The 15448-nt window shown below is 63.6% G+C and carries 10 protein-coding genes; 6 read left to right on the forward strand and 4 right to left on the reverse strand.

What is annotated here, in order from left to right:
• On the reverse strand, positions 1 to 1167 hold the full coding sequence (locus JQ591_RS18095; protein WP_211397372.1) for an ABC transporter substrate-binding protein: 1167 nt from the start codon (positions 1165 to 1167) through the stop codon (positions 1 to 3).
• A gap of 326 nt (positions 1168 to 1493) precedes the next feature.
• Here JQ591_RS18095 and JQ591_RS18100 point away from each other — a divergent pair, with 326 nt between their 5' ends.
• From JQ591_RS18100 to JQ591_RS18110, 3 genes are all read left to right on the forward strand, one after another.
• Positions 1494 to 3884 (forward strand): bifunctional diguanylate cyclase/phosphodiesterase, encoded by a 2391-nt coding sequence (locus JQ591_RS18100; protein WP_249137194.1) that lies wholly within the window; start codon positions 1494 to 1496, stop codon positions 3882 to 3884.
• A gap of 87 nt (positions 3885 to 3971) precedes the next feature.
• Entirely contained in the window at positions 3972 to 5264 is a 1293-nt protein-coding gene (locus JQ591_RS18105) for an MFS transporter (protein WP_211397373.1), read from the forward strand.
• Positions 5265 to 5407: 143 nt separating this feature from the next.
• Entirely contained in the window at positions 5408 to 7993 is a 2586-nt protein-coding gene (locus tag JQ591_RS18110) for an EAL domain-containing protein (protein WP_211397374.1), read from the forward strand.
• Between the two features lie 67 nt (positions 7994 to 8060).
• On the opposite strand, the gene JQ591_RS18115 is transcribed toward JQ591_RS18110, so the two are convergent.
• Positions 8061 to 8411 carry a hypothetical protein gene (locus tag JQ591_RS18115; protein WP_211397375.1) on the reverse strand — a complete coding sequence of 117 codons (351 nt, stop codon included), beginning with the start codon at positions 8409 to 8411 and terminating at the stop codon, positions 8061 to 8063.
• Positions 8412 to 8995: 584 nt separating this feature from the next.
• Between JQ591_RS18115 and JQ591_RS18120 the strand changes: the two genes are divergently transcribed.
• The 3 genes from JQ591_RS18120 to JQ591_RS18130 are packed head-to-tail and all read left to right on the forward strand — an operon-like array spanning position 8996 to position 13596.
• Positions 8996 to 9973, forward strand: coding sequence for a class I mannose-6-phosphate isomerase (locus JQ591_RS18120; RefSeq protein ID WP_211397376.1), 978 nt, complete (start codon positions 8996 to 8998; stop codon positions 9971 to 9973).
• Positions 9961 to 12237 (forward strand): glycosyltransferase family 4 protein, encoded by a 2277-nt coding sequence (locus JQ591_RS18125; protein ID WP_211397377.1) that lies wholly within the window; start codon positions 9961 to 9963, stop codon positions 12235 to 12237. The genes JQ591_RS18120 and JQ591_RS18125 overlap by 13 nt, the downstream gene beginning before the upstream one ends.
• A 42-nt stretch (positions 12238 to 12279) precedes the next feature.
• Complete coding sequence (locus JQ591_RS18130) at positions 12280 to 13596, forward strand: glycoside hydrolase family 130 protein (RefSeq protein WP_211397378.1); 1317 nt, start codon at positions 12280 to 12282, stop codon at positions 13594 to 13596.
• Between the two features lie 90 nt (positions 13597 to 13686).
• Here JQ591_RS18130 and JQ591_RS18135 read toward each other — a convergent pair whose 3' ends face one another.
• Together JQ591_RS18135 and JQ591_RS18140 are read right to left on the reverse strand one after the other, a co-directional pair.
• Positions 13687 to 14490, reverse strand: coding sequence for an isocitrate lyase/PEP mutase family protein (locus tag JQ591_RS18135; protein ID WP_211397379.1), 804 nt, complete (start codon positions 14488 to 14490; stop codon positions 13687 to 13689).
• 57 nt (positions 14491 to 14547) lie between these two features.
• Positions 14548 to 15447, reverse strand: a complete 900-nt coding sequence (locus tag JQ591_RS18140; protein ID WP_211397380.1) for an alpha/beta fold hydrolase — start codon at positions 15445 to 15447, stop codon at positions 14548 to 14550.
• Between the last annotated feature and the right edge of the window lies 1 nt (position 15448).

A 15448-nucleotide genomic window follows, 5' to 3' on the forward strand; every position in this document is an offset into this window, starting at 1 on the left:
TCAGAGCCGGTCCACCGCTTTGAACGTCCCGTCCTTCTGGATCACCGTCAAAAACACCTTCGGCGGCGCGTCGATCATGCGCATGCCGACCGTGACGGTGCTGCCGCTGATGTCGAAGCGGCCGACATCGTTGATGGCGCGCAGCAGGCTCGCGCGCGTCGGTTGCGGTCCGGCCTGTTCCAGCGCCGCGGCCGCGAGGCGGCCGGAGAGGTAGCCTTCGAGTGACACGAAGTCCGGTGTCAGCGTCGGGTCGAACGCCGTCTGCGCCGCCTGGTAGTCGGCGACCAGTTTGAGCGAGCGGTCCCAGGGAAACGGCACGACCTGCGAGACGACGACGCCTTCGCCCTCGGGGCCGAGCTCCCTGGCGAGCGCATTGGCGCCGACGAAGGAGACGTTGACGAAGGTCGGACGAGCGCCGCTGCGGTGCGCGAGCTTGATGAACTCCGCGCAGGGACCGTAGGTCCCGACCATGACGATCGCCTCGGGTTCGGCGCGCTTGATCGTGCGCCAGGCCGAAGCGACCGCGCGGGTGTTGCGCTCGAAGGTGCCTTCGGCGGCGAGCTCAAGGCCGCGCCTGGCAAGCGCGCGCTTCACGCCGGAAAGACCGTCGCGCCCGAAGGAATCGTCCTGGTAGAAAATGGCGATGCGGGTGAAATGGCGATGCTCCGTGAGGTGCTTGACCCACGCCTCGGCCTCGGCGCCATAGCTCGCACGGATGTTGACCACGTTCGCAAGCTCGAGGTCGCGCAAGAATTCGGCGCCGCTGAACGGACCGATGAAGGGCACGTTCCTGGCGCTGGTGATCGGTATCGTCGCCACCGCGGTCGGCGTGCCCACCGCGCCGATCAGTGCGAACACCTTGTCGTCCTCGATCAGCCGCAGCGTCTGCGCCACCGAGCGGTCGGGGTCGTAGCCGTCGTCGCGGCTGATGAGCTGGAGCTTGCGGCCGTGGACGCCGCCCTTGGCGTTGATCTCGGTGAAGGCTGCGACGATGCCCTGCCGCATCCGCTGTCCGAGTGCGGAGGAGGGACCCTCGAGCGCGGCGGCCTGGCCGAACAGGATCGCATCCTCACTGACGCCGATCTCGTCGGCTTTCGCCGGGAACATCGCTGCCGTCAGACATGCGATGGTCAAGGCGAGATATGCCGCGGATCGGGATCGTGTCATGAGGAGGCTTGCCGGATGCTGGACGCGTTGTGGAAACGATAGGTCTTGCGCCCTGAACAGGTCGCTAATCTGCGCAGCGTCGACGGTCCGTAAGACACCGGGGAAAATCGGCAAGTTACTGCCAGACTGGTGCAATTTGCAGGGTCGATCGTTAACTAAATCGCGTGATGCGCAACGCCCCCGGTTCCGAAATTGTGCAGTTCTTAACCTCGATCCTCGACCGATAGTGGTTCCGGCGGCTCAACCAGAAGTTCGGGCCGCCGCATGATGGGGACTTGCGGATCAAGATGGGCGGTCGGGATCAGAATGATCAGGATCGGAGGCGTATGACCGGATGGTGGCGTGCCGCGCCGCTGCTCGGGCTCTATCGCCCTGCGCTCGTCGCGGTCGGCGTCGGTCTTCTGTTCTCGGTCGTGGGTGCGGCCGCCGTGGCGCGATGGGAAGGCCGCGTCAACAAGATCGAGTTCGAAAACGCGGCCGAGACCGAAGCAATCGTCATGCAGAACGGCATGGGCGAGTACATTTCCAGGCTCGTCGCGCTGCGCACGCTGTTCGAATCGACCAACCAGGAGATCACCCGCAGCGAATTCGAGACCTTCAGCGCCCGCTTGTTCGAGCGCCATCCCGGCATGCTGCGCATCGCCTGGGTGCCGCGCGTGAACCGCAAGGAGCGCGCCGAATACGAGGCCGCGGCGATCACGGACGGCGTGTCCAGCTATCGCATCAAGTCGCTCCAGGGGGATGCGTTCGCGACCGCGCCGCAGAGCGACGAATATTTTCCGGTGTTCTACTCGACCCAGCCGAAGACGTCTTCGGTCTACGGCATGGACTACGCGACCGTGCCGGAGCGCCGCGCGGTCCTCGAGCGCGCACGCGACACCGACCGGGTCTCGGCCATTCGCACCCGCCTCTATGAGCCGAGGGAGGGTGGCCGGCTGCCCGACGTGCTCGTCGCCATTCCCGTCTATGCCAAGGGAACGTCGCGCGACACGGCCGTGGACCGGCGCCGCAATCTCGCCGGCTTCGTCGTTGGCATCTTCGACCTGCCGCTGCTGATCCAGTCCATTCGCGTGACCACCGGGGCAAGCCCCGCGGTCAGCGTGAACGTCTATCCGCCGTTCACGGGGCAGATCGTCAGCCTGGAGGACATGCTGCCGGATTATTCGTCGTCCACAACGGCGCCGCAGTCGATGCGGGATGTCGCGCGGGCCCTGCACTGGTCGGGCAACCTCAAGATCGGCGACACCGATTGGCAGGTGCGGGCGATCCCGGCTGCCGGCGGTCCGCTGGAGACGAATTACGACCGCGCGGGCGCGGTGCTGATCGTCGGCATGCTGCTGACGCTGTCGCTTTCGACATATCTCATGCTCGCAAGCCGCAATTCGCAGCGGCTGTCGCTGGCGAACCGGCGGGTGCTCGAACTCGCCCAGACCGACATCTTGACCGGACTGCCGAACCGGGCCTTCTTCCTCGCCCGGCTCGACGAGCTCAATGATCAGTTGAAGGATGGCGGTCCGGGCTTCTCGATCCTGATGCTCGACCTCGACCGCTTCAAGAACGTCAACGACTCGCTCGGTCACGGTGCCGGTGATGCGCTGCTGCGTCAGGTCGCACAGCGGCTGAAATCCGCGCTGCGCGCCAGCGACGTGCTGGCCCGGCTCGGCGGCGACGAATTCGCCATCATCCAGGAAGCCTGCGAGGATCAGCACGTCTGCTCGATCGAACTGGCGGGGCGGATCGCCAAGCTCGTGGCCGAGCCATTCCCTCTTCCCGGACACCGCGTCGAGATCGGCACCAGCGTCGGCATTGCGATCGCGCCCGATCACGGCAGCGATCAGGAGCAGCTCCTGAAGAAGGCCGACCTTGCGCTCTACCGCTCGAAATCGTCGGGCCGCAACTGCTTCACCATCTACGACAAGGCGATGTCGGCCGAGCTCGAGGCGCGCAGCACGCTGGAAGGCGATTTGCGCGACGCCATCGCGCAGTGCCAGCTCGAGGTGCACTATCAGCCCTTCGTCGACGCCCTCAGCGGCGCGCGGCGCGGCTTCGAGGCGTTGGTGCGCTGGCGGCATCCGAGCCGCGGATTGATTGTGCCGGACCAGTTCATTCCGCTCGCGGAGGAAACCGGACTGATCGTGCCGCTCGGCGAGTTCGTGCTGCGGCGCGCCTGCGCGGACGCGGCCGGTTGGCCGTCCGACCTCGCGGTCGCCGTCAACCTGTCGCCGATCCAGTTCAAGGAGGCTGAGCTGTTCGAGATGATCAGCGCGGCGCTCGCGGATTCCGGGCTGCCGCCCCAGCGGCTGGAGATCGAGATCACGGAATCCGTGCTGCTGGAACGCGGCGTCGAGAACCACGCCTTCATGGAGCGGCTGAAGAGTATCGGCATCGAGCTCGCACTCGACGATTTCGGCACCGGCTATTCGTCGCTCAGCTATCTGACCGCGTTCCCGTTCGACAAGATCAAGATCGACAAGTCGTTCATCCGCAACCTCACGCATCAGCCGCGCAGCTCCGCCATCATCTCCTCGATCGTGACGCTGGCGCGTGGGCTGGACATGTCGGTCACCGCCGAAGGCGTCGAAACCCGCGAGGAGTTCGAGTGGCTGAAGGCGCTCGGCGTCAATTTCGCGCAAGGCTATCTGTTTGGCCGCCCGCACCCCATCGACCGGATCTTGTTCGACGTCCCCGTCAAATCGTCCCGGCTCGACGCCGCCTGACCCCGCCGCCCAAGAGGCATGCGCGAAAAGCGCTTGACCCGGGCAGTTCCGGATGGTCCGACAGACCGTCCGGGGATGAAACATAGAATGCAGCTTCCGTTCTTCTACGGCTGGGTCGTGGTCGCGGTGACCTTCGTCACCATGGCCATTGGCGTCAACGCGCGCACCGCCTTCTCTCTGTTCTTTCCCCCCATCATCTCCGAATTCGGCTGGGAGCGCGGCGTCACCGCGGGCGCCTTCTCGTTCGGCTTCGTGGTGTCGGGCATGGTCAGCCCGCTGATCGGCCGGCTGATGGACCGCGCCGGCCCGCGCGCGGTGATGGAGCTCGGCGTGGTTCTGATGGGTGGCGGGCTGCTGCTTGCGCCGCTCACGAGCCAGCCCTGGCATCTCTACCTGACCATCGGCGTCATGGTCGGCGCCGGCTCGGTGTGTCTCGGCTATTCCGGCCAGTCGCTGTTCCTGCCGAACTGGTTCATCCGCAAGCGCGGCTTCGCGATCGGCACCGCCTTCGCCGGCGTTGGCATCGGCTCGGTGACGCTGCTGCCATGGGTGCAGCACATGATCGAACAGACCGGCTGGCGCACCGCCTGCACTGCGATGGGACTGATGATCCTGATCGTGCTGGCGCCGATCAATCTGTTCCTGCATAGGCGCCCCGAGGATATCGGCCTCCGGCCTGACGGCGACGCGGCCCCGGCCGCAGGTGCCGCAAAACCCGTCTCCAACATCGTCGATCCCGTCTGGGCCGGAACCGAATGGACACTCCGAAACGCCGTTGCAACGACGCGCTTCTGGTGGATTGCGCTCGGCTATTTCTGCGGCCTCTACATCTGGTACGCGGTGCAGGTGCACCAGACCAAGTTCCTGCTCGATATCGGCTTCAGCCCGGGTGTTGCGGTGTGGGCGCTCGGCATCGTCAGCCTGCTCGGCATTCCCGGCCAGATCCTGCTCGGCCATGTCTCCGACCGGATCGGGCGGGAATGGGTGTGGGCGATCAGCTGCGCGGGTTTTGCGATCTCTTTCGCGGCGCTGATGGCACTGAAATTCCAACCGTCATTGTGGCTGGTCTACCTCATGGTGTTCACGCAAGGTGCGCTCGGCTACGGCCTCACTTCGATCATGGGCGCGGTGGTGTTCGAGATTTTTCAGGGCAGGCACCAGGGCAGCATTTTCGGTACGATCATGTTGGCGGCATTGGCCGGCGGCGCCGCCGGTCCCTGGGTCACCGGCTTGCTCTATGATCGGGCCGGCGACTACACGCTCGCCTTTGGCATTGCCATCATCGTGAGCGGACTGTCGGCGCTCTCGATCTGGCAAGCCGCGCCGCGCAAGGTGCGCGCCGTAGCCGGCAAGCTTCACGCGGGAACCGGCGCCGAATAGGTTCCGTACGCACCGATTTGCCGTCGCGCTTTTCGCAGAACGTTAAGCATGTCGCGTCTTGGCGGGGCACGCGAAAACGTCTTGGACACCATCGCGGCGCTAGCCTCGATTGCCATATCTTCCCGATGCCTCCGGGTCCAACGATGTCTGCCCTCGATTGTCCCATGACAGAAACTCCGGAAGTGCTGCTGGCCGCACTCGAACGCGCCGACGAGGGCATCGTCATCGTCGACAGCGCGCATCGCATCACGCATTTCAATGCCGGTGCGGAGCGGATCTGGAAGCTCGCGCGCGCTGAGGTGCTCGGCCGCGACGCCGAAATTCTCACCCTCAGATGCCTTCAGGCCGATCCGGTCGCGGAGTTCCGTGACGAGGTCAGCCTCGTTCGGCGCGACGGCAGCCGCATCCGCGCGGCCATTTCGCTTTCATCCATTGCAAGTGGCGGCGTGACCCGTCACGTCGTGTTCGCGCGCGACGTCACAGTGGAGGCTGAGCGTCGTGTCAGGATCGGGCTTCTGCACGCGGTCTCCGATCAGACCAACCGGGCAGTGATCGTCACCGACACCGACCAGAACATCGTCTACGTCAATTCCGCCTTCACGACGCTGTTCGGCTACACCAGCGAGGAAGCTGAGGGCCGCCGTGCGAGAGGGTTGATCACCGGCCGGCACACTGATCGCAGGGCCGTGGCGACGCTCATCAAGCGCCTGATGCATGGCGGCCACCGCGGCGAAGTCGAGATGCTCGCCTATGACAAGGACGGCGAGGAGATCTGGGTCTGCGCCCGCATCGACGCCTTCCGCGACCGGAAGGGCCAGGTCAGGCACATCTTCGCGCTGCTCGAGGACATCACCGAGACCAAGCAGCTGCGCTCGCTCCAGCAGCTCATCATGGGCGCGCTCGCCGACGAAGTTCCGATCGGCGAGATCGCCGACCGGCTGTGCCGCCGCGTCGAGCAGATCGCGCCCGACGTGGTCTGTTCGCTGCTTCACGTCGACGCCGCGGGCCTGATCCATCCGCTCGGCGGCCCAAGCCTGCCCGAGGACTATTCCCGCGCACTGGACGGCGTTGCCATCGGCCCCAATGTCGGCTCGTGCGGAACCGCGGCCTACTATGGCGAGCCGGTGCTCGCGACCGATCTGGAGACCGATCCGCGCTGGCAGCCCTACAAGGCGATGCCGCTCGCGATTGGCCTGCGTGCATGCTGGTCGACCCCGGTCAAGGCCAAGGACGGAAGGGTCATCGCCACCTTCGCCTTCTACTACCGGGAACCGCGCGCGCCGAGCAATTGGCACCGGCGCATCGTCGAGGCCTGCGTCAATCTCGGCGCCTTCGCGATCGAGCGCAAGGAGGCGCGCGCCGAGATCGCGCGGCTCGCCTATCACGATATCCTCACCGGCCTGCCGAACCGCGCGCAATTGCGGCAGCTGATCACCACCGCCATCGACGCCTGTCCCACCGGCAGCCACGTCGCGCTGGCCTTCCTCGACGTCGATCATTTCAAGGACGTCAACGACACGCTCGGTCACGCCGCCGGCGACGAGCTCCTGATCCAGCTCGCGCAGCGCCTGCGCGAGCAGATCGGCCCCGAGGACATGCTGGGGCGGCTCGGCGGCGACGAGTTCGTGATTCTGCTGCCGCAGCGCAATGCCGAGAGTGCCGAGCGCGTCGCGGCTGGAATCACCGAAGCGCTGGCCGCGCCGCTGCGGCTTGGCTCCAGGCAGCTGCAGATGTCGGCGAGCATCGGCGTCAGCCTCTATCCCGATCATGCCACCGACATCGACACCTTGATGCAGCAGGCGGACGCGGCCATGTACATGGCCAAGCAGGCCGGCCGCTCGACCCATCGCCTGTTCAGCGCCGAGATGAACGGGCACACCGAACAGCGGCTGGCATTGATCGCGGCGCTGCGCCGCGCCATCGCCGAAGGCGAGCTGACCCTCAGCTACCAGCCGCAGATCCGCAGCTGCGACGGCGCGATCCATGGCGTCGAGGCGCTGGCGCGCTGGCACGATGCCGAACTCGGCGACGTCTCGCCGGCAAAATTCATCCCGCTCGCCGAAGAGTGCGGGCTGATCGAGCAGATCGGCCTGTGGTCGGTGCGCGAGGCCTGCCGGCAGATGGCGAGCTGGCGCCGCGCCGGGCTCAACATTCCATCTGTGTCGGTGAACCTGTCGCCGATCAATTTCCGCAACGTCACGCTGGCCGCGCGGCTCAAGGACATCCTCACCGAATACGATCTGCCGGCGGATGCGTTGATGCTCGAGATCACCGAGGGCGCGTTCATGCAGGACAGCGTCGCCGCGCTCGAGACGATGAACGCGATCCGGGAGCTCGGCGTCGGGCTTTCCGTGGACGATTTCGGGACCGGTTATTCCAGCCTCAGCCGGCTCGCCCATCTGCCGATCCGCGAGCTGAAGATCGATCGCAGTTTTATGCGCGACATCGAGCGTGACGCTGGCGCGCTCGCGATCGCCACCGCAGTGGTGCGCGTCGGGCAGGGCCTCGGCATGACCGTCGTCGGCGAAGGCGTCGAGACCGAGGCGCAGCGCAAGGTGCTGGCCGAGCTCGGCTGCGACGTCGTGCAGGGCTTCCTCTACGCACCCGCGCTCGCGCCTGTAGCCTTCGAACACTGGCTGATCGAGCACTGCGCCGAGCAGGCGCGGGCGATGCTGGCTCGGCTCGACATTACACCGGCTGGCGCGACAGCGGTGAAGCGGTCGGCATAGGGCGTGTACTCTCAGATCCCATCGCGACAGCAGCTGCGACGGCCTGCATTGGAGCCAACGAAACCCGCTACGTCGATCGTACCTGGTTTGATTTTGGTCGCCATAGACGTGGCAATGCATAGTGAATGGTCAGCAGGCTCGCGTTGCTGTCATCGAAGATCAAATGATCGGTCAAGGCCATTTCGGCGCGCATCGCATTGCAGCAGAAGATCATCCATGGGTCGAAAAGAGGCAGCTTGCTCACCGACCGGTAAAGCTCGCCACATTCGATAGTCAGGTCCTGCCGGCCTTGCGCGCTCGCCGATTCGAGCCGGGATCGAATCTCTTGCCGGAAATGTTCCGTTGAAACCATGAGAAACCCGATAGCCGAAACCCTTCCGAAAAGGGGGATCAGCCGGCCAAGGTTGAAATCAAGCAATTGCCCCCGTCAACTCAGACGTCAGGTCTTGTGACCATAGAGCAATGCCGACATAAAGATACCGCCAATAAAGCCAATCTGATTGATGCTCTCGTCTCGCTATTGGGCGAGGGCGTTCCTATATACCTGAGATCACCGCCCGCCCTAGGCAGTTATCGGTGACTGAGAGCATTGCGCTCCCGCCTCAACCACGAAGGCGGTTTGATGTCAGATACCCCCCAAATACAAATCTCCCGAGTGGTTGGTACCTCCGGTGCCGTCGTCTGCTTTTCTTGTCCTGCTCGCGGCGTCGGCGTTCGTGCATTGGGAATCCATTTTTAATTGATCTGCAGCGGCGATCCCGCACGCAGATCGGTCAGGAGGTTACTTGGCAAATACAGCAACTGTCCGAAACTCGAACGGGCTTCCGGCCACATTCACCGGATCGAAGACCGGGCAGGACGACGCTCCGTTTGTCTTCGTCAAGGTCGGCGATGAAGAACGCCGCATGCGAAGGGCTGAATGGGAAGCGCTCCCGCCCTGGACCGGCCCGCGCCCGGCACGAACGGTCAACGACTGACCGCACAGCCTTTGGGGAGGTCCGCTTGACGATCGAACATGCCATCGTGCGAACCAAGCCGAAGCCCTGGGGCAGCCTCGATCTGCGTCCCTGGAGCCTGGCGTCGACGCGCGACGGTCCGATCGGGGAATTGTGGTTCGAGCGCCCGGGTCTTGCTGCGCCCAACCTTGCTGCGCCCAAGACGGCGTTGCTGCTCAAAATGCTCTTCACCACCGAGCCCCTGTCGATTCAGGTTCATCCGGATGATGCGTTCGCGCGCTCGATCGGGCTTGCCAACGGCAAGACCGAAGCCTGGTACATCGTCTCCGCGATCCCCGGTGCCAAGGTCGCGGTGGGACTGAACTATCCGCGCTCCGCCGCCGAGTTGCGAGCCGCGGTCACTGATGGCTCAATCGCCGACATCGTGCATTGGCAGCCGGTTCATCCGGGCGACGTCATTTTCATTCCCGCTGGAACCATTCATGCGATCGGCGCTGGCATCGTGCTCGTCGAAATCCAGCAGCACAGCGACGCCACGTTCCGGCTGTTCGACTATGGACGAGAGCGCCAGCTGCACATCGAAAATGCCATCGCGGTGGCAACGGCAGGCCCTCGCGAAATCCAGTTGCCTGCGGAACGTTTGAGCGGCGCGCGAACGGTCCTCACCGTCAATTCTTATTTTGCGCTGGAGCAAACCGACCTTGCGCCGGGTTCCGTCTGGATGCTCGACGCACCGAAAGAGACCTGGCTGCTGGCGATCGAAGGTCACGCCCAACTCGGCTCGACGAGGCTTGCGCCGGGGGACGCCGTTTTCCTGGAAGCCGACCATGCGGAAATCGAGGTAGGCGCGAACGGGTTGAAAGCGCTCCTGGCCTATCCCGGCCCGAAGGTAAACCCCGCTGCGTTAACAGAGCGCGGCGCCGCGGGCGCCAGTTGCGTATCGCACGCTTCTCCCAGCGCCCTCCCGGCCGGCCTCGAGACCGCAGCGCTCAAACAATCGGAGACGCCAAATTGGCTACTGTAAATCGCATCGCATTCATCGGAAATTCGCTTCCCCGCCGCTGCGGTATTGCGACCTTTACCACCGACTTGCAGAGCGCCGTCGCGGCGTCCCGGAGTGATCTGGAGACCGTCATCGTCGCGATGACCGATCACGGCCAGGTCTACGATTATCCTCCCACCGTGGGCCTGGAGATCAACGACGACCGTCAAGATGATTATGTTCGTGCGGCCGCCTACCTGAACGGCGGCGGCTTCGAGGCCGTTTCGCTGCAACATGAATTCGGCATTTTCGGCGGCGAAGCCGGCGGTCAGATCATGGCGCTTTTGTCGCGCCTGACCATACCGATCGTGACAACGCTGCATACGGTCTTGTCCGAGCCGACAGAGGCTCAGCGCGATGTCATCGCGCGCATCGTGGAGTGCTCGTCCAAGGTCGTCGTGATGGCTGAAAAAGGTCGGGAGTTGTTGCGCTCCGTCTATCACGTGGCTGACGAGAAGATCGAAATCATCCCGCACGGCATCCCGGAATTTGCGTTCGTCGAACCCGACGCGGCCAAGGCTGCGCTCGGATTCAGCAATAAGTCGGTCATCCTGACATTCGGGTTGCTGTCGCCGAACAAGGGCATCGAAGTCATGATCGATGCGATGCCTTCGATTCTGGAGACCCGACCCGACGCCGTTTACGTCGTGCTCGGTGCGACGCATCCCAACCTCGTGCGCGATCGGGGCGAAGCCTATCGCGAGGCCCTGGTTGCGCACGCGCGCCGCGCTGGCGTCGAGGATCACGTGGTGTTCCTCGATCAGTTCGTCGACAAGAAAACGCTGCTCGATTTCATCTCGATGTCCGACGTCTATGTGACGCCGTACCTCAGTGAGGCCCAGATGACGTCGGGCACGCTTGCCTATAGTTTTGGTCTCGGCAAAGCCGTGGTTTCCACCCCGTATTGGCATGCCCGCGAACTATTGGCCGATGGCCGCGGCATCCTGGTTCCGTTTGGCGATGCGGCGGCGCTTGGCATCGAAATCTCCAAGCTGCTGACCAACGACGTGCTTCGGCAAGCGATGCGCAAGCGCGCCTATTCGAGCAGCCGCGCGATGACATGGGAGAGGACTGCCGAACGCTATATGTCGGTATTCGAGAGCGCCGGACGCCGGCATCGGCTCAAGACCATTGCGCGCACGGATACCGGTACGCTGCTGCGGGACAGCCGCGCGCCGCCGGAAATGCAGCTCGGCCATTTCCTGTCGATGTGCGACGACACAGGACTGTTTCAGCATGCCGTTCATAGCGTGCCGGATCGTGCCCACGGCTATTGCGTCGACGACAACGCCCGGGCGCTGCTCGTGGCCTGTGCGCTCAACAATCCGGGCGAAGAGCGGCTGCCGGAAGCCCTGACGGCGCGATTTGCCGCCTTCGTCCAGCACGCCTGGAATCCTGATACAGGACGATTTCGCAATTTCATGGGCTTCAACCGCTGCTGGTTGGAGGACAAGGGGTCGGAAGATAGCCACGGACGCACGCTCTGGGCCCTGGGCGTGTGCGCGTTGACCGATGCCAACCCGTCGCGGCGCTCATGGGCCGCGGCGCTGTTTTCCGAAGCGGTGGCGACAGTGGAAAGTTTTCGATCGCCCCGTGCGTGGGCTTTCGTATTGCTGGGGCTCGATGCCTACTGCTCGGCTGTTCCGGACGATTTCCAGGCGACCCGCCTGCGTGCCGTGCTTGCCGATCGATTGATTTTGATCTTCGACACCGTGGCAACCGGCGATTGGGTCTGGTTCGAGGATGGGTTGGCCTACGATAACGCTCGCTTGCCCCAGGCGCTGATCATGACCGGCTTGGCCACCAAGACATCGCGCTATGTCAATATCGGCCTGGAGTCGCTGCGCTGGCTTGTGAACCGGCAAACCTCGGCAAAGGGCCAATTCCGCCCGATCGGCACGGCGGGATTTGGTGATCGACGCCAACCGCCGCAAGCTTTCGACCAGCAGCCGCTGGAGGCCGCGGCGACCATTGCGGCATGCCTCGCCGCGTGGCGGGCCGACCACGATGCCGTGTGGAAAGCCGAAGCCGCACGGGTATTCGCGTGGTTTCTCGGCAGTAACGATTTGTCAGCCTCGCTGATCGATTTGGAAACCGGAAGCTGCCGGGATGGCCTGCACCCCGACCGTCCCAATGAGAATCGGGGAGGGGAATCCGTGGTGTCGTATTTGCTTGGTCTTTCCGAGATTCGGCAGATTGCCCGCCTCAGCGAAAGCCGGGCCAAACCTGCGCCGCTGGTCGCTTGACGGCGCGGATTACGATTTCCTCTTCAACCAATCGAGGCCGTTTTGTCGCAATCTCCCTTCCTCAAACGCCAAGCCCTTCAGCTGCGGCCGGACCCGACCCGTGTGATCGTTCGCCCGTTCAAGCCGGCCACAGAGCCGCGCGACCTCAATCCGACGGACAAGACCCGCGCCAACCATATCGTCGAACGGGTGCTCACGCTCGATCCCGAGACGGCTGACCGGCAATTGGCCGACGTTCTGGAGAATTTCCTCGGCCGTCACCGCAACCTGTTGCAGATCTTCGAGGCGCGCGCCGCGGAAATGGAAGAGGCGCTTGCCGACCATGCTGCATTCACGAAGGTCCAGCGCCAACTCGCGGGCGCCTATTTTCTCAACGAATATTCGTTCGAGGCCTCGGCATTGTTCAATCCGAGTATCGTGCCGCATCCCGATCAGTCAGGAACGCCGGAAGGCAGCCTCCGCTTCATCCTAAGTCTTCGTGCCGTCGGCGAGGGTCATGTGTCTTCCCTGACGTTTCGGTCGGGGTTTGTTGCGGCAGATGGGGCCGTGACCATCGACCCGACGGCGCGTCTTGCATCCAGCCCCGATCTTGTCAGGCTGACATCGGGCGCCGGCAGCGACGATATTGACGTTACGTTCGCAACTGGGGAAGATCTGAGCGGGCGGGTGATTTTTCCGGTCACCGAAGCGCAGTCGAACGGTATCGAGGATGCCCGCTTCGTGCAATTCAGCGACGCCGGCGAGACGATCTACTACGCGACCTACACCGCCTATAGCGGACGGGCGATCCGGTCGGAGCTGATCGAGACGTCCGATTTCGTATCGTTCCGGCTATCTCCCTTGAAAGGCAATGCCGCGCGCAACAAGGGCATGGCGTTATTCCCGCGCAAGATCGGGGGGCAATATGCGATGATCGCGCGCCAGGATAACGAAAACCTCTATCTGATCTTTTCCGACGATCTCCATACCTGGGATGGCGGCAAGCCGATTCTGAAGCCTCGATACCCCTGGGAATTCGTGCAGATCGGCAATTGCGGATCACCGATCGAACTCGACGTCGGGTGGCTGCTGCTGACGCACGGCGTCGGCCCTTTGCGAAAATATTCGATCGGGGCCGCGCTGCTGGACAAAGAGGACCCTTCGAAGGTGCTCGGCCGCCTGCGCGAGCCGCTATTGCGCCCAGACCCTTCCGAACGCGAAGGATATGTTCCGAACGTCGTCTATACCTGCGGCGCGATGCGTCATCGCGACAAGATCATCTTCCCCTATGCGGTCTCCGACACCTTCTGCAATTTCTCGACCATCGAGATCGCATCCCTGGTCGCGGCCATGGACAGCAGCGCATTGGAACTGTGCTGACCGTTCTCGAAATCCATCCGGCCAATGAGATTGAAAAAACCGGTTAGGTCGTCGGCATAGAACGCTTCTTCGGACCGCTGATGTTCAGGCTCAGCCACCCGGTTGCAGGAACGTGCCGTATTGCCTGGTCGCCGCCACCGCGGCCGCGGCCTGTCCAATGATGCGCATCGCTGCCATCATGGGCCATGGCCCGAGACTCACCCGCCGAACGCCGACACCAGCCAGATCCGGAAGTGCGGGAACGCCTTGGGTCACCATGATGTTGACCGGCAGAGGCGTGAGCTGAACGAATTTCTCGATGAGAGCGAGGTCGGTGAGGCCGGGTACGAAAATTCCATCGGCGCCGGCCTCGGCATAGACTTTCGCCCGCCTTGCCGCTTCGTTCATGCACTCATCCGGCGATCCGAATTTCAGCAGGAACGGATCCGTTCTCGCATTGATGAACAGCTGAACGCCCAGATCTTTCGCGGCGTCCCGCACCGCCTTGATCTTCGCTGCATGCCGTTCGGGACTGACGAGTTGCCGCTTTCCCTCCGATAGCCCGTCCTCGATATTGATGCCGACGGCGCCGGCTTTCAAAATATCGCTCGCCGACTTCGCGGCGGCCTCCGGGGTGTCGCCATATCCTGCCTCCAGATCGATTGAAACTGGAACCGGCACGGCCGCAGTCATCCGCGACACCAGACCTGTCAACATGTCGAGCGGCACATTTTCTCCGTCCGCATAGCCAAGGGCGGACGCAACCGCCCCGCTGCTGGTCGCGACGGCCGGAGAGGTCTTCGCGATGGCTTTGGCGGTGGCGGCGTCCCAGGCGTTGAACAGGACGAGCGGATCTCCCTTCCTGTGAAGAGCGTGAAACGTCTCGGCGTATTGCTGTTGTGTCTTGGCGTCCATTGCGCGCACTCCAGATTAGAGAACTCAAAGGATGTTGTGGGCCACCGCCCTGTGCGTTCAGTCAGGCGCGTGTGTCTTGAACCAGTCCATGATCAGGCCGGTGACTTCGTCCTCCCGCTCGAGGTGCGGGAAGTGCCCGACATCGGGCAGGACAATCCGCTTGTGCGGCCCCTTGAACAGCGGCTCCTCCTTGACCGAGTACTTCGCTGTCGGATCGTTGCTGCCATAGATCGTCAGCGTCGGCGTGTGCATGTCATTGATCGGCAGCCGGCCCGCGAGCCCCGCATCGGTCAGGCCTCCGTAATATTTAAGCGCGGCGGCCATGGTGCCGGGAGAGCTGAGCGTCTGCTTGACCGAACGGATGTGCTCGGCATTGTCGAATGTCGGCGACCACAGCTTCCAGAGATAGTCGACGAAGGGAAGTCCTTCGGTGGTGACCGCCGATTCGGCGCCGGGCAACTGGAAGAAATAGACATGGAAGACGGCTCTAACGAGTTCCGGATCCCTTCTGATGCTCGAAATTGTAATCGGATGTGCGGTGTTCATGACCACGGCGGCCTTGATTGCCGATGGCGCCGTGGCCAGCGCCTGAAAGGTCGACGTGCCGCCCCAATCCATGCCGACGACGCGTGCCTGGCCGTCGTCACTCAGCGCCGCGATGAGGGCTTCAAGATCCTTGCCCAGTGCGATGGGATCGAAAACTCCGTCCGCCGGAATCTCGGTCGGCGCATAGCCACGCAGGAACGGCGCGACCGCGCGATACCCCGCATCCGCGAAGACTTGCAGCTGCTTTCGATACGACCAGGCATTGTCGGGAAAGCCGTGCAGGAACATGACCAGGGGGCCGTCGCCTTGTTCGAGATAGGCGAAGCGCACGCCGTTGGCCTGCACGTATTTCAGGACGGGTTCACTATCGGCGGCATTCGGATTCGTTAGTGCGGTGCTTCGGGTGCTCATC

The sequence above is a fragment of the Bradyrhizobium canariense genome (genome assembly GCF_018130465.1).
GTDB classification, from domain to species: domain Bacteria; phylum Pseudomonadota; class Alphaproteobacteria; order Rhizobiales; family Xanthobacteraceae; genus Bradyrhizobium; species Bradyrhizobium canariense_C.

Excerpts from the sequence above, each read along its gene's own strand:
- JQ591_RS18105 (WP_211397373.1), top strand. The coding sequence starts at position 3,972 with ATGCAGCTTCCGTTCTTCTACGGCTGGGTCGTGGTCGCGGTGACCTTC.
- JQ591_RS18135 (WP_211397379.1), bottom strand. The coding sequence starts at position 14,490 with ATGGACGCCAAGACACAACAGCAATACGCCGAGACGTTTCACGCTCTT.
- JQ591_RS18095 (WP_211397372.1), bottom strand. The coding sequence starts at position 1,167 with ATGACACGATCCCGATCCGCGGCATATCTCGCCTTGACCATCGCATGT.
- JQ591_RS18110 (WP_211397374.1), top strand. The coding sequence starts at position 5,408 with ATGTCTGCCCTCGATTGTCCCATGACAGAAACTCCGGAAGTGCTGCTG.
- JQ591_RS18100 (WP_249137194.1), top strand. The coding sequence starts at position 1,494 with ATGACCGGATGGTGGCGTGCCGCGCCGCTGCTCGGGCTCTATCGCCCT.
- JQ591_RS18140 (WP_211397380.1), bottom strand. The coding sequence starts at position 15,447 with ATGAGCACCCGAAGCACCGCACTAACGAATCCGAATGCCGCCGATAGT.